This is a genomic window from Dokdonia donghaensis DSW-1, assembly GCF_001653755.1.
GTDB lineage: Bacteria > Bacteroidota > Bacteroidia > Flavobacteriales > Flavobacteriaceae > Dokdonia > Dokdonia donghaensis.
In genome coordinates, this window is sequence record NZ_CP015125.1 from 954077 (window position 1) to 972171 (window position 18095).

The following is an 18095-nucleotide window of genomic DNA, read 5'->3' on the forward strand; positions in this document are numbered from 1 at the left end:
GGCCTGTTGTAAAAATGATATCGCGGTAAAACAAGTACATTTGCCCAGTGCAACAACCCGTAAAAACATATACTGTAGAAGAGGCAAAACGCAAGCTAGAAGCCTACTGCGCCTACCAAGACCGCTGTCATAAAGAGGTCGCGCAAAAGCTTAGAGATATGCGTATGATACCAGAAGCTATAGATGTAGTGATAGGTCACCTACTAGAGCACAACTTCTTAAATGAAGAGCGCTTTGCAAAAGCCTTTGCAAGGGGTAAATTTCGCCATAAAAGCTGGGGAAGGGTGCGTATCACCCGTGAGTTAAAACAACGCGGCATAAGCGCTTATAATCTCAAAACAGCCCTACTTGAGATAGAAGACGAGGAATATGATAGGGTTTTTAATACGCTTTCGCGAAAGCGTTATGAACAACTCTCCTCAGAAACCGATAAATACCGCAAGCGCAAAAAACTTGCAGACTATCTCACCTACAGAGGTTGGGAAGGTGATCTTGTGTATGAAAAAGTGAAGGAGCTGGTGCCTTAAAAACGATAGCTCAATTTTAATAAAGCATATCTAGGTAAAAGGCGGTACTCTGTGGTAGAAGAGCCTATGTCGTTTATAGTAAACTCTTTAAAGACTTCTGTGTTAAACAGATTATTGGCCGAGAGGGAGAGGCTCACTTTATTCTTTATAATGTCGTAGGTAGCGGTGAGATCTGCAAAGTAATAGGTGTTGTCACTAGCTAAATTTCCAAAAAAGTAACGCTCTGTTTGTACTTGTATATTTAATTTTTTATTTAAAATAAAAGAGAGGTCAAGAAAGCTCTCATTATTTGTAAAGTCATTTTTAAATCCTGTGCTTGTGATACTATTTGTTCTCCAAGTGGTGCCTATGTGATAATTAAAAATGCCAGAAAAACCGCTGCGCAGTTCTAACCCATAGCTGTAATTATTTGAGGTAATCTTTCTTGCAGGAGAGTCATTTACCACATTCTGAAAGTTAAGAGAGGAGTAAGAGGCCTTTGCTTTTAAGTTAGACTTTATAAATTTTAAGTAATTATCTAGAGACACATTTGCACTTATAATTTCTTGATCTTTTAATATTATATTTTCTGACAGTGTGAAGTCTTGAGTTATGGTTCTATTAGAGGTTAAGAAGTCAAAAGACTTTGCGTAGGTTACAAACGCAGTCGCAAAAAATCTATCACTCCAGTTGCCTAGCTCATAAGATAATGATGAGCTAAAAGCATTTAGTTGATTAAAAGCTCCCGTACCTCTAGAAAAGTTTCTGTAGCCTGTGAGAGCATAGTCTGTATAGATTTCTGTAACATCACTATTTCTTCTTGTTAAGGCACTAGATAGGGTGATTTTGTTCTTATCATTTATTTCTAGTGAGGTAGCTAGCGAGGGATTTATAAAGAAAATAGTTTCTTTATTAGGGTTACTGTCTGTGGTTTTATTATCATGACTGTTTGTAATGAGGTGATTGTTTATAGTCGCTGTAATAGACCATTTTTTTGAAAATTTATAAAAATATTTTGCCCACAGATAGGTGTCGTTTACTGTATAGTTAAGTTCGTTTTGAAAACCTACCGGGGTTATAATATCATTACTTGTGGTGATACTAAAAGTGTTTTTTAAATGGTCTGTTCTAAGCGTGTTTCCCGTTTTTATCTCAAATAGATGACCATTTTCTTTACGATCTAGCCAGTGAGCCTCTGCACCCAGGTATTCATAATTTATACTACTTTGCTGCTCGATATCATCTTGCGGCTCTGTTTGATCAAAGAGGCTAAAAAAGTTGTTTTGATTTACGGTAAACCCCTGCGGAGCTTCTTCTTTTATATAGCGCCCAGTTATTAATAATGCCTTATTGTTTTTAAACTTTTTCGAGTAGGCGATTTTCTGGTCAAATCTATTGTTTGTGTCATCCAGATTTTGGAGGGTAGGAGTGTTATTAAACAGAAGGTCAGACCTTTTATGTGCTTGGGTATTGCTATACTTTGATAGTACTTGTATGCTAGCGGTTTTAGATAGGTCGTAATTTATATCAAGTTTTGCAAAGAGTGTTATAAAATCACTTTTAAGGCTATAGTTTTCTGAGTTTGTAAAATTTGTGCCATTTGCTACAAAGGTGTCGGTGCTATTTCTAAAGTAGGCCAGCTCATCCCAGTTTGCAAACCCTATAGTTTTAATTTTAAAGCGCTCTGAAGGGTTAAAAATGGCATTGAGCGATAGTAGCTCTGCATTATTAAATTTAAATCGAGATTCTTTAAAATAAGGAACTCTATCTGATAGCTGTATGAGTTGATTATTTTGCTGGTTATCACCTATACTTCCGGGTTCACCATAGCTAGAGGAGCGTATGAGATTGCTTATATCTCCAGTAGCATCATAACCTACGTTGTTGAGATTTGTAAAGAAGTAGTATTTATTTTTTTTTCCAAAGTTTAAAAGATTTACCCGTGCATCATATCTTTCTTGTGTGGCGATGTCATACCCAAGGTTTATGTTACCAAACCACTGTCGCTTTGCCTCGTCGCTTAGTGTGAGATTTAAAGCTATTTTATCGCTCTCTTCAATACCTTTGAGCAATTTATTATTAGAATATCGTTTAAGTACTTCTACCTTTTCGATAGGCGCTGCAGGGAGATTTTTTGTGAGTGTTTTGTATCCTTTTTCAAAAAAGTCGTCATTCTCTATCATTACTTTTTCTACCTCTTGGTTACCCACTTTTATCGTACCATCATCAGAGACTGAGATGCCAGGAATTTTACGCAGCAAGTCTTCTGCAACGGTTTCTGTGCCATCTGTAAAATTTTTGGTTTTGAAGGTGATGGTATCTTTGCTCACTTCTATTGGGCGCTCTGCGTAGACAATAACCTCTTCGAGTATCTCATTATCTTCTATGAGTTGTACGTTTAAGACAGATGATAAATCATCATTTTTCGTAATAGTTTGCTTAAATGGCTTAAATCCTATGCTACTAAAGGTAATGGTATACTGGGCTTCTTCAAGAATGTTAAATGATACTTTGTATGACCCATTTTGATCTGCAATGGCATAGGTTATAATCTTATCAGTTTCCAGCTCATTAACAATTACATTTGCGAGTGAGAGAGGATTGTCTAGCTCATTTGTAACCACGCCAGATATAGTTACTTGACTGTAACAAGAGCACATACAAAAGAAACCAAAAAATAGTCTGAGTAGCCAGTTACTCATCAACTCTTTTTTACTTTTATCTTTTGTCATTATACCATTCTAGTTGCAGGGCTTTACAGTCCTCACAATTTGAGCTAGCTTGTAGCGGTTGAGAACCTTTAGCCGCTTTACTATTGATGCGAGCTAGTAATTCATTATTTAATCTATTTTTTTCTACAAGAAATTCTGAAATGGAAAGAAAACTGCGGTTTTCTGGAGTTTCAAATTTATTTATGGTATCATCTAGTGTTATTTTAGATGCTGTAATTCTAAATTTACTGTTTTCTTCTTCTACCTCGAGTATGAGGCCCGGAAGGCCTCTAAATTTCCAGGGGCCATAATTGTTAGGAATTTGTAACGCATACCAAGCAGAATAAATGCGACCTCTATAAAAAGTTTTTGCCTTTTTACACAAGAAAGAGCCTATAAGTTTAGTCTCGTCTATAAGTTCCCAATCAAAAGTAATATTGTCTTCTACATAAAGAGGCTCATCAAACCAAATCTCTCTATAGGTAAATCTATTATCTTTGTAATGATAATATTGCTGTGTAGTGTTAGACCGAGGGACAATAATTTTTCTTGTTATTTCGGTAGCTTGTTGTTCCTTTTTTTCTTGATAAGCCTCTTTTTTTCTAGTCTTTTCTAGGTATAAAGATTGTTCCTTATTAAAAAACAGGGTGTAGTCTACTTCATATAAATAAGCAAGGTTGGTCTCTTGATGATAGATGACCTTACCAGAAATAGTTGTGTTTTGGGCTACTGAGTTATAGCCAAAACACAAGCATATTAATAGTAAATAGGTGTTATAATTTTTCATAGTAAATATGGCAATATAGAGGCTCCTAGGAATAATTTCCCAAGAGCCCCATTGATTAGTTAATTAGCTGCGATTGCTTACAGATGTACTTCATCTAAAACAATACCACAGTCAAAATATATCCACGGAGTACAAGATATTTGTTGGCCGTTGCGGTATGTGCAGGTCCTGCGTCTACATTGTCTATCATCAACTCGCTCATCCTCAATTGATTCGTAAAATTCAATAGAAGTTTCAATTTTTTCTTTAGTTGTCGTGGTTGTAAAACTAGAGAAAGTAAAAACTATTGCTAGTAACAAAAATGTTTGTTTCATAATAATAAATTAGATTTAATCTTAAAGCATATTTAAAGTCGTCCCCAAGATTACCGACTTAACAGTTATACAAAAGATTGTTTACTGCGCAATAAACGCTCAATTATATAACTACTAGTATACTAGATGATTAATCACTTGAAATATAGAAAATTCTTACACTACTATTTTACGGATTTCCTTTATTTCAGATTTAAAACTTAAAGAAATAGATAGTCGTTTTTTTTTTTTTATTCGTAAGGGGTTGATTTTTAATTGAATGTATTTTTTATTTAAAAATGTTAACATTTTGTTAATGTAAGTTTAATGAATTGAGGAGTAGTTTCTTACGCTTTCGCGAAAGCGCAAAAATATCCCACTACAATTTGCGTGGAGTGCAAGTAGTTTAAAAAAATGTGCTGTACTAATGAGTCAAAAAAAGGAGGACTCAATATTTAAAAGAAAGAAATATTAGGCTACCCTAGCAGGTTTCTCTAGTGCCATAAAATGAGTGATCTCGCTTTTTGAGTTGTGTAGCGGTATAATTTTGATATCACACAGGTACGGTGTGCCGTCTTTTTTATAATTAAGGAGTTGTCGTTCTACAACCGCTCCTTTATTAAGGTGTGTTTTAATCTCTTCACGTACTTGTGGAGAAGTTTTTGCGCCCTGTAAAAAACGTGGGTGCTTCCCTATGGCATAACTCTTAGGGTAACCGGTCATATCGCTAAAGCCTGCATTTACCCACTGTATGTGCTGTGTGTGATCTGTAACAACTATGGTGGTGTAGTCGTAATCTGTTATTGCGGTAACATCAATCGTCCACTTATGTTTTTTCTTGAAAATCGCAAGTTGCTCTCGTTCGGCTTTTTTTCTCGCTTTAATGCTATTTTGAGCAAGACCTTCAGAAAAAATATCCCAAGACTGTAATGGGGCAATGGCACGTATAGTTTTCTTCTTCATCTTCTCAATTTTTGAGAAAAGTACATAAGTTTATATCCATTGGTGTTAAATTAATGAGGATTAACACTTTAGTTTAAGGTGTAGCGTATCCCAAAGAAGCCGCGTATGCCTTGGTTAGGAGCAAATATATAGTTGGGGTCAAAGGTGAGTGCATTTGGGTTATCTGCTGTAGGTACTACTTGTCCTTGATTATCAAAGACTACATTTTCATCAAAAGGATCGTCTGCTCTGGCGATGATAAAAGGGTTATTGCGGTTAGGAGTGTAGTTCAACAAGTTTTTGACTCCGCCATAGAGTTCTAGGTTTGTAATACCGTCATAGGTGAGCTGTATGTTTTGTGTGCTCCAGGTGGGACTGTATTCTTCTCTAGGGTCTAGTTCTCCCAGTATGGGTAATCGCATAGGGCCGTATAGGCTACCTGTATAGTCTATATTAAGATTAAGGTTTTCTATTTTATAGCTTAGTGACCAGTTAGCACTATAACTCTCGGTAAGAATTTGACGCTCACGCACGCCGTCTTCGGTTTGTGATACATCTTGATATGTAACTCCTAGACTCCCTTTTATACCGTTTGTAAACGTGGCATCTAGATTAACGCTAGCACCGTACGTTTGTGAGTAGCCATTAAGGTTGCTGTATATAATCTGGTTTGGGTTTGTGTCATAATCTGGGAGTATTTGATTTGTAAAATGTGTAAACCAAGTAGAAGCATCTAGTGTTAAGATGGCATTGCGATTATAAATTTTCTTTAAGTAGTTGAGATTTACATTGTACGATTGCTCTGGGTCTAGCTCCTCTGTGATAATGACATCTCTTGCACCTGTAAGCGCGGCGTGATCTTCGGCAAAGAGGCTTACAATTCTAAAACCTGTGCCAGCGTTAAGGCGCAGTATATTATCTTCATTAAACTTATGCCTGTATGCTAGGCGCGGGGTAAATATGTTGCCGTGCCTTGCGTCATAATCATAACGAGCACCTAGCAGAAGGGTGTTTTTGTCTGTAAATTTAATTTCATCTTGTACTAAAAATGAAGGAATAACAACATCTTCTTCGGCATTTGCACCTGCATTAAAAGTCGCTGTGGTATTGTCATCATAGTAGTTATAGCGTATGCCACCTGCAAGGAGTAGGTCGTGCTTATTTATTTTTTTGTTCCAGGTGAGCTGGGTAAAACCTATGCGTTGCTGCGCGATGTAAGCTTCGTTACCATATACGCTATTTTGATCGTGGTCTGTGTATGAAAAGCGTAGTAAAAAATCTTCGGTAGTGGGGAGTTGGTAATTTCCTAAAATTTCAAAACGACGCGTGTAAATGCTCTCTCCGTATATCTCATCGCCTCCGCGAAAAGCGGGTGTCCACTGTAGTTCTCCACCCCATCTGTCTTCATAAAAAAATCGTCCAGCTAGATTAAATACTTTATCATCCTTGCGGTCAAAACTCCACTTATTAAACACAGAGATGCGATCTTGCAGTGTGACATCTGTAAAGTTGTCGTTATTGTTATCTATGGGATTACTGTAGTTGTAATAGTTTACACCTACAAGGCTGTGGGCTTTTCCAGCCTTAAAAGATGCGCCTATGTCTAAGTTGTTTTCTCCCCAGCTTGTGAGTTGATTTTCTACAAAAAAGCGTGGGGCTTGCTCGGGTATTTTTGTAATTACATTTATTAATCCTCCTACGGCCTCGCTTCCATAGAGCGATGAGGCTGGTCCTTTTACAACCTCCACACGTTCTATAAGTGAGGTTGGGATTCCAGAAAGACCATACACGGTAGAAAGGCCGCTTACAATAGGCATCCCGTCTATGAGTACAAGGGTGTAAGGTCCTTCAAGACCATTTATGTGTATGTCTCCGGTATTACAGACACTACAGTTGAGCTGGGGGCGCACACCATTTACATTTTGCAACGCCTCAAAAACCGAGGGAACAGGATTCTTTTTTAAAAATGCTTGAGAGTATACTTCTACCGGCACGGGACTTTCTTTACGCACCACAGGTTTAAGAGTTCCAGAAATTACGACTTCCTCGAGAGTGGTATTTTGTTTTAGAAAGAAATTTGCGGTAATAGTTCCGCCGTTTACAGTGACGTTTTTCTTTACAGATTCATAACCTGTAAAAGAGGCAATAATGGTATAAGTTCCGTCTGGTACATTTAAAATCTCAAAGCTACCATCATTATTTGAAGATGCACCTAGAGTTGTATTTGCGAGGTATACGTTTACAAAGGGGAGAGGACCATTGCTATCTGACACCCTACCTGTGATAGTGGTTTGAGCGCACATTAATAGCGAAAATAGCAGCATCAGGAATGTACATACTTTAAGCATAACGTATTTTAAATTTTTGTAAAGCTATATAAAAATGTTAGTCTTATCTAAAAATAATTATAATAGGTGCAAAAATTCGTATATTTGATATTATTAATTGAGTATGTACAGCAAGTCAGAAGAAAATTATTTAAAAGCAATCTACCATCTTGAGGCGATTGCAAAGCACGGGGTGAGCACTAATGCCATTGCAGGAGAGATGGAGACCAAGCCATCTTCTGTTACAGATATGGTAAAGAAGCTTGCAGATAAAGGTCTGGTAAATTATGTGAAATATAAGGGCACCACACTTACAGAAAAAGGTAAAAAGGCGGCGCTAGGTGTCGTGCGAAAACATCGTATTTGGGAAGTTTTTCTTTTGGAAACGCTCGATTTTCAATGGGACGAGGTGCACGATATAGCAGAGCAACTGGAGCACATAAAATCACAAGAGCTTATAAACAGGCTCGATAAGTTTTTAGATTATCCAGATTACGACCCGCACGGAGATCCTATTCCAGATAAAAACGGAAATATAAAAAGTGCCGAAAAGAAACTACTCGCCGAACTTAAGAAAGGAAACCAAGGTCAGCTAGTAGGTGTGCGTGAGACAAGTCCAGACTTCCTTCAGTTTTTAGACAAGCGTAGTATAGCGATAGGGTCAAAAATTAAAGTACTAGGTAAAGAGTTTTTTGATGGATCTATGGTTATTCAGGTTCAGGGAGAGCAGTTTTTTATCTCAAAAAAAATAGCAGAAAATCTTTACATCCACATTTAATTTAAAGCAGCATTAATGAAACAGAGTTTTTATATCGCAATTGTATTTTTCGCTTTAAGCGTAATAAGTTGTAAAGAAAATATAGAGGATAATGGTAGGTTAAACGTTGTTACCACTACCTCTATGATTACAGACCTAGTAAAAAACATAGGTGGTGAGCACATCAACTTGCAGGGGCTTATGGGTGCCGGAGTAGACCCACACTTATATAAAGCAAGTGCTGGCGATGTCACAAAATTATCTCGTGCAGATGTTATTTTTTATAACGGTCTACATCTAGAAGGCAAACTGGTAGAGGTGTTTGAAAAGATGAACGCCACCCAAGTCACGCAGGTGGCACTGGGCGAAGTGTTAGATAAAAACACCCTCATAGGGTCAGACTATTTTGCGTCTAACTATGATCCTCACGTGTGGTTTAACATTAGATACTTTAAGCAGTTTGTAGCAGAGGTTACAAGTACGCTTTCGCGAAAGGACCCTCAAAACGCATCATATTATCAAGCAAATGCCAAAACCTACCTAGCAAAATTAGAAACGCTAGAAGCCGAAATAAAGGCCAAAGTAGCCACCCTCGCCCCTGAAAAAAGGATACTCGTTACCGCACACGATGCCTTTAATTATTTTGGTAAGAGTTATGGTTTTGAGGTAGTAGGCTTGCAGGGTCTATCTACAGCAACAGAGGCTGGTGTTCAAGACGTACAGCGTCTATCAAAATTTATAATAGAGAATAAGGTAAAAGCCATCTTTGTAGAAAGCTCTGTGCCTAGACGCACGATAGAGGCATTGCAAGCCGCAGTTCAGTCTAAAGGAAACGAAGTAACTATAGGCGGATCTCTATATAGCGATGCGCTGGGTAATGCTGGTACAGAAGAGGGAACCTACATAGGGATGTTTACATATAATGTGACTACAATCGTAGAAGCCTTAAAATAACAATATGTCAGAATCAAAAATAGCCATACGCGTAGATGATCTCACGGTTGCTTATAACTATAAGCCAGTGCTGTGGGATATAGATCTTGAGGTGCCTGAAGGTGTGCTTATGGCAATAGTAGGTCCTAATGGTGCGGGTAAGTCTACCCTTATAAAATCCATACTCGGCATTATTGATCCTATTGCTGGGAGTGTTTCCATTTATGGAAAACCGTACGATGAGCAGCGTAAGCTTGTAGCATATGTACCCCAAAAAGGAAGTGTAGACTGGGATTTTCCCACCACGGCGCTAGATGTCGTGATGATGGGAACGTATGGAAAGCTAGGGTGGATAAAACGACCAGGAGCCAAGCAAAAGAAAGCAGCGCTAGAAGCACTTGAAAAAGTAGGGATGCTACCTTTTAAAAGTAGACAAATAAGTCAACTGTCTGGCGGGCAGCAGCAACGTGTTTTTCTTGCCAGAGCACTTGTGCAAAATGCTGCTATTTATTTTATGGATGAACCTTTTCAAGGTGTGGATGCTACGACAGAGATTGCCATTATTAATATCTTAAAGGAACTTCGTAAAGCAGGTAAAACCGTAGTGGTTGTACATCACGATTTACAAACTGTTCCAGAATACTTTGACTGGGTAACATTCTTAAATGTAAAGAAGATTGCTACCGGTCCAGTAAAAGATATTTTTAATGATGATAATCTCACCAAAACTTATGGGATTAATTATAAAGTAGCGGTAAATCAGTAGTTGGTAGTTGTTAGAACTTAGCTTTTAGAATATGTAGATAATGAGTAAAGATGTTGTATTTAATTTCGAAAAATTAAAGGTGTATCAAAAGTCGCTTGACTTTGTTGACTTCGTCTATGAAATAATTCAGAACTTTCCAGTTGATGAGAGATTTGCTTTAAGTTCTCAATATCGCAGGGCAGCATTATCTATTTCACTCAACATTGGTGAAGGTCAAGTAAGTTCTGATGCACAGTTTAATAGATATTTAGATATTGCTCTCAATTCATTAAGTCTAAATCCCAAAGCTAAAGGCTAAGAACTAATAGCTATTAATTTATGGAACTCTCAGATTACTTCTCGCAATTATTTTCAGATTATACCCTAAGGACTATTACTTTGGGTACAGCTATACTTGGAGCAATCTGCGGGATGTTAGGGAGCTTTGCGGTATTGAGAAAACAGAGCCTTCTAGGTGATGCAATCTCACACGCGGCATTACCAGGTATTGCCATTGCTTTTTTAATCACTGGTACAAAAGATAGTAATATCTTATTGCTTGGAGCGCTCGTAAGTGGTTTGATAGGTACTTTCTGGATACGAGGTATGATTACAAAAACACACCTCAAAAGTGATACGGCATTGGGTCTTGTGTTGTCATTATTTTTTGGTTTTGGAATGCTGTTGCTCACATTTATACAGAAACAACCTAATGCAAATCAAGCAGGACTTGATAAATACCTATTTGGTCAGGCCGCAACCCTCGTAGAGAGCGACGTGATTTTAATGGCAATTGTAACTGGGGTCTGCCTGGTGATTATGTTACTCTTCTGGAAAGAGTTTAAAATTCTTCTCTTTGATGCAGATTATACAAAGACCTTAGGGTTTAACACAAGATTTATAGATGTGCTTATTACCTTTTTTATAGTCTTGGCTATTGTTTTAGGGTTGCAAACGGTAGGAGTGGTACTTATGAGTGCTATGTTACTTGCTCCAGCCGCTGCCGCAAGACAGTGGACAAACAAGCTAAGTGTAATGATAGTGCTTGCAGCTATTTTTGGTGCCTTTTCTGGTGTATTTGGCACAGCTATAAGTGCGAGTCAAAACAACCTGTCTACAGGGCCAGTTATTGTGCTGGTAGCTGGTGTGTTTGTGGTGGTTTCATTTGTGTTTTCTCCTGGGCGAGGAATTTTGTTTAAACAGCTGCGCAAGTATCAGAATAGACGAGATCTCAAATTACAAAAGACCTTGCAATTTATGTTTGATATTGCAAAAACACACGAGAATATATCACACCCACACGCAATAAAGATTCTTAATAATTTTCAAGGGTATACCCGTGCTTCTCTTAAAGAGATGGAAGAAAAAGAATGGGTGAAAGTACGAGGTCAGAAATGGGCAATGACAGAAAAAGGCTATGATGCCGCAGTAAACCTTTATAAGAATAACTAATGGATGCTCAGGTAGAAATACAACTTATTGCCGCAGTAGTCGCTATAGCGTGTGCTATACCAGGAGTTTTTCTTGTATTGCGCAAGATGGCGCTCATAAGTGACGCCATAAGTCACTCTATCTTACCGGGTATTGTGATAGGCTTCTTTATAACAGAAGATCTTAACTCTCCGCTTTTAATACTTCTTGCGGCTCTTATGGGAGTGATTACAGTTGTACTTGTAGAGGCAATACAAAAAACAGGGCTTGTAAAAGAAGACACGGCAATAGGCTTAGTCTTCCCAGCCTTGTTTAGCATAGGTGTTATTCTCATTGCAAAAAATGCAAACGATGTGCACCTAGATGTAGACGCCGTCTTGCTAGGTGAGCTCGCTTTTGCTCCTTTTGACAGACTCATTGTGTCTGGTACAGATATCGGTCCAAAATCTTTATGGGTTATGGGTACAATTTTATTAATAACCATAGGTATGCTATTTGCCTTCTTTAAGGAGCTTAAGGTAAGCACCTTTGATGCAGGACTATCAGCAGCGTTAGGATTCTCACCTGTCGTTCTGCATTATGGATTAATGACAGTTTCTTCGGTTACGGTGGTGGGCGCTTTTGAAGCAGTAGGTGCAGTGCTAGTCGTAGCGCTTATGATTGCCCCAGCGGCCACTGCATATTTGCTCACTTCAGATTTAAAAAAGATGTTAGTGCTCTCTGTTATTTTCGGAGTGTTTTCGGCAATAGCGGGATATTGGGTGGCTCATTTTCTTGATGCCTCTATCGCTGGATCTATGACAACCGTCTTAGGTTTAGTCTTTCTAATGGTCTATCTATTTGCGCCAAATAAAGGGCTTATCGCAGTGATGTATCGCCAAAAACAACAACGCACAGAGGTGTCTCTACTTACATTTTTATTGCATTTAAATAATCACGAAGAGAAGAGTGAGCGTCACGTAAAACATCTTAATGAGCATATAAACTGGCAAAAGGTACGTTCTAAAACAGTACTCGACCTTGCTGAAAGAAACAACCTTGTACGCATAGATAAAAACATTGTCTCTCTTACAACAAAAGGAAAAGAGTTTACAGACCTCGCTCTAGAATATATCATCACAAATAAGGATGAAAAAATAGAGCATATGAAGGATGACTTCTTCCTCTTTAGAGGTTAATTAATGGTTATTTTGCAACGTGGCATTAGTTTTGGAGTATTTAAGTAACTAATCATAAGATTTAAAAACAACCGCTGTTTATGAAAACATACTTTACACTCATTTGTTTGCTTTTATTTTCCGCTTTCGCGAAAGCGCAAGACACCACAAAAGTAGAAGTCCCAAAAATATATGTAAAAGCATATCAAGGTGCGGCTACGCCTATAAATCATACGTCATTACGCCTAGTACAAGTATTGCAAGATAGTAGATGCCCAAAAGGAGCCGACTGTATCTGGGCGGGAAATGCAAAAGTTGAGGTAGAAATAATAAATGAAAAAGGTGATAAAATCACCAAACAAGTCACGATAAACGGGCTACAAGCGCCAGCAGTGTATACAGAAGATGGTCTTGAGATTTATATAAGAGGTCTAGCGCCTTACCCTACAACGGGATCAAAAATAAATCCGAGTGACTATTATTTGAGAGTGGAGGTTAAAAACTAGCAACCACAACTACCATTACCACAGCCATTATCATCCTTTTTCTTTAAAAAAGACGGGGTATAAATAAATTTTGTTATTAAGTAACCTATAGCTGCAAGAAAGATGAGCAGCACCATAATTTTTTGAAAAATCTCCATATTATATAGTAGTTCTTAATGGTTAATCCTTACAGTTTATTTAAGCATTTGGTAGGCTATTAGTGCAGCCATATATGCAATAACTGTCATCGCACCTAGTTGAATCATAGGCCATTTCCAGCTATTAGTCTCTCTCTTTACAATGGCAAGTGTACTCATACATTGCATCGCAAAGGCATAAAATAATAAAAGCGATATGCCACTTGCAAAGTTAAATCTTGGGGTGCCTAGTACTGGGTTTATCTCGCCTGCCATTCTATTTTTTATGGTCTCTTCTTCGGCGTCACCTACGCTATAAATAGTTGCTAGCGTACCTACAAAAACTTCACGAGCGGCAAAAGAGGTGATAAGGGCAATCCCTATCTTCCAGTCATAACCTAGTGGTTCTACTATAGGCTCAATAGCTTTACCCATATAACCTATATAGCTGTGTTCTAGCTTCTGGCTCGCAACGAGCTTATCTATTTCTGCTTGGTAAGCTTGTACGTCTGAAAATGCGTTTACACCTCCTTGTGCTTCTAGGTTTGTGGTTACAATATCTTCTGCCTGATTAAATTTTTCATTAGGCCCAAAAGAAGCGAGTACCCATAGCACAATACTTATGGCGAGTATGATCTTACCAGCATCTACTACAAAAGATTTTGTCTTTTCAAGTACATTGATTCCCACGTTTTTAAGAAGAGGGAGTTTATAGTTAGGCATTTCTACTACAAAGAAAGACTTACTTTTTATTTTAAGAATCTTATTGAGGATCCACGCAGAGCCTATGGCAGCACCAAAGCCTATGAGGTACATAAGCATAAGCGTGAGCGCCTGCAGATTAAAAAATAAGAACTTCTCATCTGGAATAACCAGTGATATAATAATAAGATATACAGGTAATCGTGCAGAGCAGGTGGTAAATGGCGTTACTAGTATGGTAATTAATCGCTCTTTCCAACTTTCTATATTACGAGTCGCCATTACAGCGGGTATAGCACAGGCCGTTCCAGATATAAGCGGCACTACAGATTTACCACTTAGTCCAAAACGGCGCATCACCCTATCCATCAAGAAGACTACGCGACTCATATAGCCGCTCTCTTCTAGCACAGAAATAAATAAAAATAAAAAGGCAATTTGTGGTATAAAAATCACGATACCACCTAGTCCCGCGATTATACCTTCGGCAAGTAGGTCTGTGAGCTTTCCTTCTGGTAGCGTGGCTTGTACCCACTCACTCATATGTGCAAATGCAGCGTCTATCGCATCCATTGGGTATTGTGACCAGTCATATATCACTTGGAAAATAAGTAATAATATCGCAAAGAAAATCACATAACCCCATATCTTGTGTGTGAGTATGCGATCAAGACGTGCTCTTAGGTCTTTTGCATTTTCTACGTCTATAGTTTGCGTCTCGTTGAGCGTCTCATTTATAAACTTATAGCGTATGATGGTTTCCTTTTGCTGTAGTCTTTTTAGGTTACTCTCAGACTCGGTCTTAAATGATGAGATACTCTTCATCTCCCCACGTTCTAGCTTACCAAAATTTACATCTTGAGTAATTACTAGCCATAATTTATATAAATCTTGGTTAGGAAAGGCTTTGCGTAGTCTATCAAAATATTCTGGAGCAATGACAGATGCATTTACACAAGGCTCTGTGTTAAGCGTGCGATACTCAGATATAAGCTCTTTGAGTTCTGTAATTCCCGTATTTTTTCTTGAGCTTATAAGAGCTATGCGTGTTTTAAGACGCTTCTCCATCTCTGGTATATCTAGAGAGATGGCTTTGCGTTCCATACGGTCTGCCATATTTATGGCGAGTATGGTGGGTATACCTAAGTCCTTAATCTGTGTAAAGAGGAGTAGGTTGCGCTTAAGGTTTTCTACGTCAGATACTACAACGGCTACATCTGGGTAGTCTTTATCATTCTTGTTAAGTAGTAACTCTATTACAACATTCTCATCTAGTGAAGAAGCATTAAGGCTATACGTACCTGGTAGGTCTAATATATGTGCTTTTACACCACGAGGGAGTTTACATACACCTTCTTTTTTTTCTACCGTAATACCTGGATAGTTACCCACCTGCTGGTTAAGGCCTGTAAGGTGATTAAATACCGAAGTCTTTCCGGTGTTCGGGTTACCGATGAGTGCAACGTTAAGCTGTTTTGCCATAGGGTTATGCTGGCGTTTCTATTAGAATGTGTAATGCAGTCTCACGACGTATCGCCATATGACAACCATTCACATCTATGTACATAGGGTCTGCAAAGGGCGCAAGTTGTAATAAACGCACTTCGTTACCTGGTAGACAGCCCATTTCTAGTAGTTTAAGAGGCACCTCGTCTGTCATTACATCTGTAATGATTGCGCGTTCTCCTTTTAGTAAGTGGGCTACTGTTTTTTTCAATGTTTATTTAGATTGAATTTAGATAACAAAAGTAATGCATTTTACGCTTTCGCGAAAGCGTACGCATTCCAAACTAAAAAATCTTTTGATACCAAGCTTTACGTGGCTCGTACTCTTGTTTTAGAATCTCGATGTCTTCTAGCAATTGATCTATGGCTTCACGATCTGTACCGTCATAGTAATTGCGAATGCGGCCTTCTTTATCAATGAGCATAAAGTTTTCAGTATGTACCATATCTAGGTCATCTTCTGTACCTGGTATATCTTTTACCGCGAGATAACTCTTTCGCGCAAGCGTAAAGATTTCTTCTTGTGAGCCTGTTACAAGATTCCATCTACTATCATCTACTCCTTTCTTAATGGCGTATGCTTTTAAAATTTGTGGAGTGTCATACTCAGGAATAACTGAGTGCGAGAGTAGTTTTACAAGTGTATCTCCTTTAAGTTCTTCTTGTATGTCCACCATATGGTCTGTCATAATAGGACATATAGTCTGGCAGGTGGTAAAGAAAAAATCTGCCACATAGATATGATCTTTATAATCTTCTTGAGTTACAAGATTTCCATTTTGATTAGTAAGAGCAAAGTCACTTATTTTGTGATATTTCTTAACGTAGTGTAGGGTGCTGTCTACTAGTTCTTTATTCACCATATCTGGTTGCCATATAGGCAGTCTGGGTGTAACTTTAAGCTGACTATATATTAAGGTAAGTATAATTACAGATAGTACAAACAGTGTAATGAGCAGTATTTTGTAGCGATTAATAATCTGTCGCATAGCTTTATTTTTTTACAAAGTTACAATGCACGTGGCATTTACTTTAAGTATGGCTTGAAAAATGCTATCATACAGCTCTAGAACTTTACTATGCGCATCGAAAAGCCTATTTTTGTGCGTTTTAAAAATTGACTTTTATCCTTTATGGAGACATTTATACAGATTGCCCAGTTTACGCTTGCTATATCTATACTCGTTGTTTTACACGAGTTTGGTCACTTTGCTCCTGCCAGATGGTTTGGAATTAAGGTGGAGAAGTTTTTCCTGTTTTTTGATGTGAAGTTTGCACTTTTTAAAAAGAAAATAGGTGATACCGTTTATGGTATAGGGTGGCTACCTCTAGGTGGTTATGTTAAGATTGCTGGTATGATAGATGAATCTATGGATAAGGAGCAGATGGCAAAAGATCCAGAACCGTGGGAGTTTAGGTCTAAGCCGGCGTGGCAACGTCTTATTGTAATGATAGGTGGTGTTACTGTTAATGTACTGCTTGCGTGGTTTATCTATAGCGCTATGCTTGTGTATTATGGTGATGAGTATGTGCCTGCAGATCGATTAAAATATGGTATTGCAGTAGGTGAGATAGGTGAGGAGATAGGCCTTCGTAATGGAGACCAGGTTATAAAAATAGATGATAAGACGGTCACACGTTTTGATGATGTCCAGATAGATATTTTACTAGGTGACAATGTAACTGTTGTACGTGATGGAAATGAGATGACATTTGCCATACCAGATGAGGCGAAAAAATCTGTACTTGATGCAGAGGAACGTTTTATAAGACCAAGATTTAGTAATATAATAGGTGTTGTTGCAAAGGACTCAATAGGGTATGTAAATGGAGTGCTTGCAGGAGACCGTATTATGAGTATAAACGGCACCCCTATAAATGAGTGGTCTGAGTTTCAATCTGTCTTTGATGCTGCAAAGGGTGGTGAGGTTGTGATGCAACTAGATAGAGATGGCGAGCAGATTGAGAAAAGATTTATGGTAGCTCAAGATAGAGCGCTAGGTGTAGGGGCAAATGTAAATGAACTTCTGGTTAAAGATGAGTATAGTATTGCTGCGGCAATACCAGCAGGTCTTGCAAAAACTTGGGACGTACTTACAAAGCAAGTAAGACAATTTAAACTCATATTTAATAGAAAAGTACAAGGCTATAAAAAAGTAAAAGGTCCTATAGGTATTGTTGAGATGATGGCACCACAATGGGACTGGTATAAATTCTGGGGATTTACGGCAATGTTTTCTGTATGGCTAGCTTTTGTAAATATTCTTCCTATCCCAGCGCTAGATGGTGGACACGTTATGTTTTTACTTTATGAGATGATTTCTGGTAAAGCACCTTCAGAAAAAACATTAGAAAGAGGACAGATAGTAGGTTTTGTTATTGTGATGGGTCTAATGGTGATCATTTTTGGTAACGATATTTGGAACCTTATAAAGGGGTAATCTTTACGCTTACGCGAAATTTAAAAATTGATTAAAACTATTACTGTAAATCGATTTATAGTTTTTCCTTATTCAAATTCTAAAAAGCGCTCTGAAAGAGCGCTTTTTTTGTGCTTTCGAAAAGTATAAATGGTTTTTGTTGTGAAATAATTTTACAGTCCTTAAATCATCTTAAAATGGATATTCATAACAAATAAGCCAATTTTAGGAGTTGGCAACAAATTGTCAAATAAAT

17 protein-coding genes are annotated in these 18095 nt (G+C 38.0%); 9 read left to right on the forward strand and 8 right to left on the reverse strand.

The features are described from left to right. Positions 1-47 precede the first annotated feature (47 nt). Positions 48-527 (forward strand): regulatory protein RecX, encoded by a 480-nt coding sequence (locus I597_RS04205; protein ID WP_035326726.1) that lies wholly within the window; start codon positions 48-50, stop codon positions 525-527. Here I597_RS04205 and I597_RS04210 read toward each other — a convergent pair. The 4 genes from I597_RS04210 to I597_RS04225 all read right to left on the reverse strand — a co-directional run bounded on the left by I597_RS04210 (position 524) and on the right by I597_RS04225 (position 7587). Beyond that, a complete protein-coding gene (locus I597_RS04210) occupies positions 524-3238 on the reverse strand; it encodes a carboxypeptidase-like regulatory domain-containing protein (RefSeq protein WP_236626649.1) in 2715 nt (904 codons plus the stop codon). The genes I597_RS04205 and I597_RS04210 overlap by 4 nt on opposite strands. Then, the gene (locus tag I597_RS04215; RefSeq protein ID WP_081965000.1) at positions 3225-4004 is read right to left on the reverse strand and encodes a GLPGLI family protein; all 780 of its coding nucleotides are present in this window, start codon (positions 4002-4004) and stop codon (positions 3225-3227) included. The genes I597_RS04210 and I597_RS04215 overlap by 14 nt, the downstream gene beginning before the upstream one ends. A gap of 764 nt (positions 4005-4768) precedes the next feature. Next, entirely contained in the window at positions 4769-5260 is a 492-nt protein-coding gene (locus I597_RS04220; RefSeq protein ID WP_035326728.1) for a PAS domain-containing protein, read from the reverse strand. A gap of 68 nt (positions 5261-5328) precedes the next feature. Continuing rightward, positions 5329-7587 (reverse strand): TonB-dependent receptor, encoded by a 2259-nt coding sequence (locus tag I597_RS04225; RefSeq protein WP_035326749.1) that lies wholly within the window; start codon positions 7585-7587, stop codon positions 5329-5331. Between the two features lie 103 nt (positions 7588-7690). Here I597_RS04225 and I597_RS04230 point away from each other — a divergent pair, with 103 nt between their 5' ends. The 7 genes from I597_RS04230 (at position 7691) to I597_RS04260 (ending at position 13095) form a co-directional block, all read left to right on the forward strand. After that, positions 7691-8344, forward strand: coding sequence for a metal-dependent transcriptional regulator (locus I597_RS04230; RefSeq protein ID WP_035326755.1), 654 nt, complete (start codon positions 7691-7693; stop codon positions 8342-8344). 15 nt (positions 8345-8359) lie between these two features. Further along, positions 8360-9277 carry a metal ABC transporter solute-binding protein, Zn/Mn family gene (locus I597_RS04235; protein WP_035326757.1) on the forward strand — a complete coding sequence of 306 codons (918 nt, stop codon included), beginning with the start codon at positions 8360-8362 and terminating at the stop codon, positions 9275-9277. Between the two features lie 4 nt (positions 9278-9281). Beyond that, positions 9282-10022: a metal ABC transporter ATP-binding protein gene (locus tag I597_RS04240; RefSeq protein ID WP_035326760.1), complete on the forward strand. Its 741-nt coding sequence runs from the start codon at positions 9282-9284 to the stop codon at positions 10020-10022. Between the two features lie 40 nt (positions 10023-10062). Further along, positions 10063-10320, forward strand: a complete 258-nt coding sequence (locus tag I597_RS04245; RefSeq protein ID WP_035326762.1) for a four helix bundle protein — start codon at positions 10063-10065, stop codon at positions 10318-10320. 20 nt (positions 10321-10340) lie between these two features. Then, positions 10341-11453, forward strand: coding sequence for a metal ABC transporter permease (locus I597_RS04250; RefSeq protein WP_035326765.1), 1113 nt, complete (start codon positions 10341-10343; stop codon positions 11451-11453). Further along, a complete protein-coding gene (locus I597_RS04255; RefSeq protein WP_035326767.1) occupies positions 11453-12610 on the forward strand; it encodes a metal ABC transporter permease in 1158 nt (385 codons plus the stop codon). Before I597_RS04250 ends, I597_RS04255 begins: the two co-directional genes overlap by 1 nt. An 80-nt stretch (positions 12611-12690) precedes the next feature. Then, positions 12691-13095 (forward strand): hypothetical protein, encoded by a 405-nt coding sequence (locus tag I597_RS04260; protein WP_035326769.1) that lies wholly within the window; start codon positions 12691-12693, stop codon positions 13093-13095. On the opposite strand, the gene I597_RS14970 is transcribed toward I597_RS04260, so the two are convergent. The 4 genes from I597_RS14970 to I597_RS04275 all read right to left on the reverse strand — a co-directional run bounded on the left by I597_RS14970 (position 13092) and on the right by I597_RS04275 (position 16408). After that, positions 13092-13232 carry a hypothetical protein gene (locus I597_RS14970; RefSeq protein ID WP_169741092.1) on the reverse strand — a complete coding sequence of 47 codons (141 nt, stop codon included), beginning with the start codon at positions 13230-13232 and terminating at the stop codon, positions 13092-13094. The genes I597_RS04260 and I597_RS14970 overlap by 4 nt on opposite strands. 36 nt (positions 13233-13268) lie before the next feature. Continuing rightward, a complete protein-coding gene (gene feoB, locus I597_RS04265; RefSeq protein ID WP_035326771.1) occupies positions 13269-15395 on the reverse strand; it encodes a ferrous iron transport protein B in 2127 nt (708 codons plus the stop codon). Between the two features lie 4 nt (positions 15396-15399). Beyond that, positions 15400-15630, reverse strand: coding sequence for a FeoA family protein (locus I597_RS04270; RefSeq protein WP_035326774.1), 231 nt, complete (start codon positions 15628-15630; stop codon positions 15400-15402). Positions 15631-15703: 73 nt separating this feature from the next. After that, positions 15704-16408 carry an SCO family protein gene (locus I597_RS04275; protein WP_035326775.1) on the reverse strand — a complete coding sequence of 235 codons (705 nt, stop codon included), beginning with the start codon at positions 16406-16408 and terminating at the stop codon, positions 15704-15706. A gap of 144 nt (positions 16409-16552) precedes the next feature. On the opposite strand from I597_RS04275, the gene rseP reads away from it, so the two are divergent. Further along, a complete protein-coding gene (gene rseP, locus I597_RS04280) occupies positions 16553-17860 on the forward strand; it encodes an RIP metalloprotease RseP (RefSeq protein WP_035326777.1) in 1308 nt (435 codons plus the stop codon). The last annotated feature ends 235 nt before the right edge of the window (positions 17861-18095 follow it).

Excerpts from the sequence above, each read along its gene's own strand:
- I597_RS04230 (WP_035326755.1), top strand. The coding sequence starts at position 7,691 with ATGTACAGCAAGTCAGAAGAAAATTATTTAAAAGCAATCTACCATCTT.
- I597_RS04250 (WP_035326765.1), top strand. The coding sequence starts at position 10,341 with ATGGAACTCTCAGATTACTTCTCGCAATTATTTTCAGATTATACCCTA.
- I597_RS04275 (WP_035326775.1), bottom strand. The coding sequence starts at position 16,408 with ATGCGACAGATTATTAATCGCTACAAAATACTGCTCATTACACTGTTT.
- rseP (WP_035326777.1), top strand. The coding sequence starts at position 16,553 with ATGGAGACATTTATACAGATTGCCCAGTTTACGCTTGCTATATCTATA.
- I597_RS04260 (WP_035326769.1), top strand. The coding sequence starts at position 12,691 with ATGAAAACATACTTTACACTCATTTGTTTGCTTTTATTTTCCGCTTTC.
- I597_RS04255 (WP_035326767.1), top strand. The coding sequence starts at position 11,453 with ATGGATGCTCAGGTAGAAATACAACTTATTGCCGCAGTAGTCGCTATA.
- I597_RS04225 (WP_035326749.1), bottom strand. The coding sequence starts at position 7,587 with ATGCTTAAAGTATGTACATTCCTGATGCTGCTATTTTCGCTATTAATG.
- I597_RS04215 (WP_081965000.1), bottom strand. The coding sequence starts at position 4,004 with ATGAAAAATTATAACACCTATTTACTATTAATATGCTTGTGTTTTGGC.
- I597_RS04220 (WP_035326728.1), bottom strand. The coding sequence starts at position 5,260 with ATGAAGAAGAAAACTATACGTGCCATTGCCCCATTACAGTCTTGGGAT.
- feoB (WP_035326771.1), bottom strand. The coding sequence starts at position 15,395 with ATGGCAAAACAGCTTAACGTTGCACTCATCGGTAACCCGAACACCGGA.
- I597_RS04235 (WP_035326757.1), top strand. The coding sequence starts at position 8,360 with ATGAAACAGAGTTTTTATATCGCAATTGTATTTTTCGCTTTAAGCGTA.
- I597_RS04240 (WP_035326760.1), top strand. The coding sequence starts at position 9,282 with ATGTCAGAATCAAAAATAGCCATACGCGTAGATGATCTCACGGTTGCT.
- I597_RS04245 (WP_035326762.1), top strand. The coding sequence starts at position 10,063 with ATGAGTAAAGATGTTGTATTTAATTTCGAAAAATTAAAGGTGTATCAA.
- I597_RS14970 (WP_169741092.1), bottom strand. The coding sequence starts at position 13,232 with ATGGAGATTTTTCAAAAAATTATGGTGCTGCTCATCTTTCTTGCAGCT.
- I597_RS04210 (WP_236626649.1), bottom strand. The coding sequence starts at position 3,238 with ATGACAAAAGATAAAAGTAAAAAAGAGTTGATGAGTAACTGGCTACTC.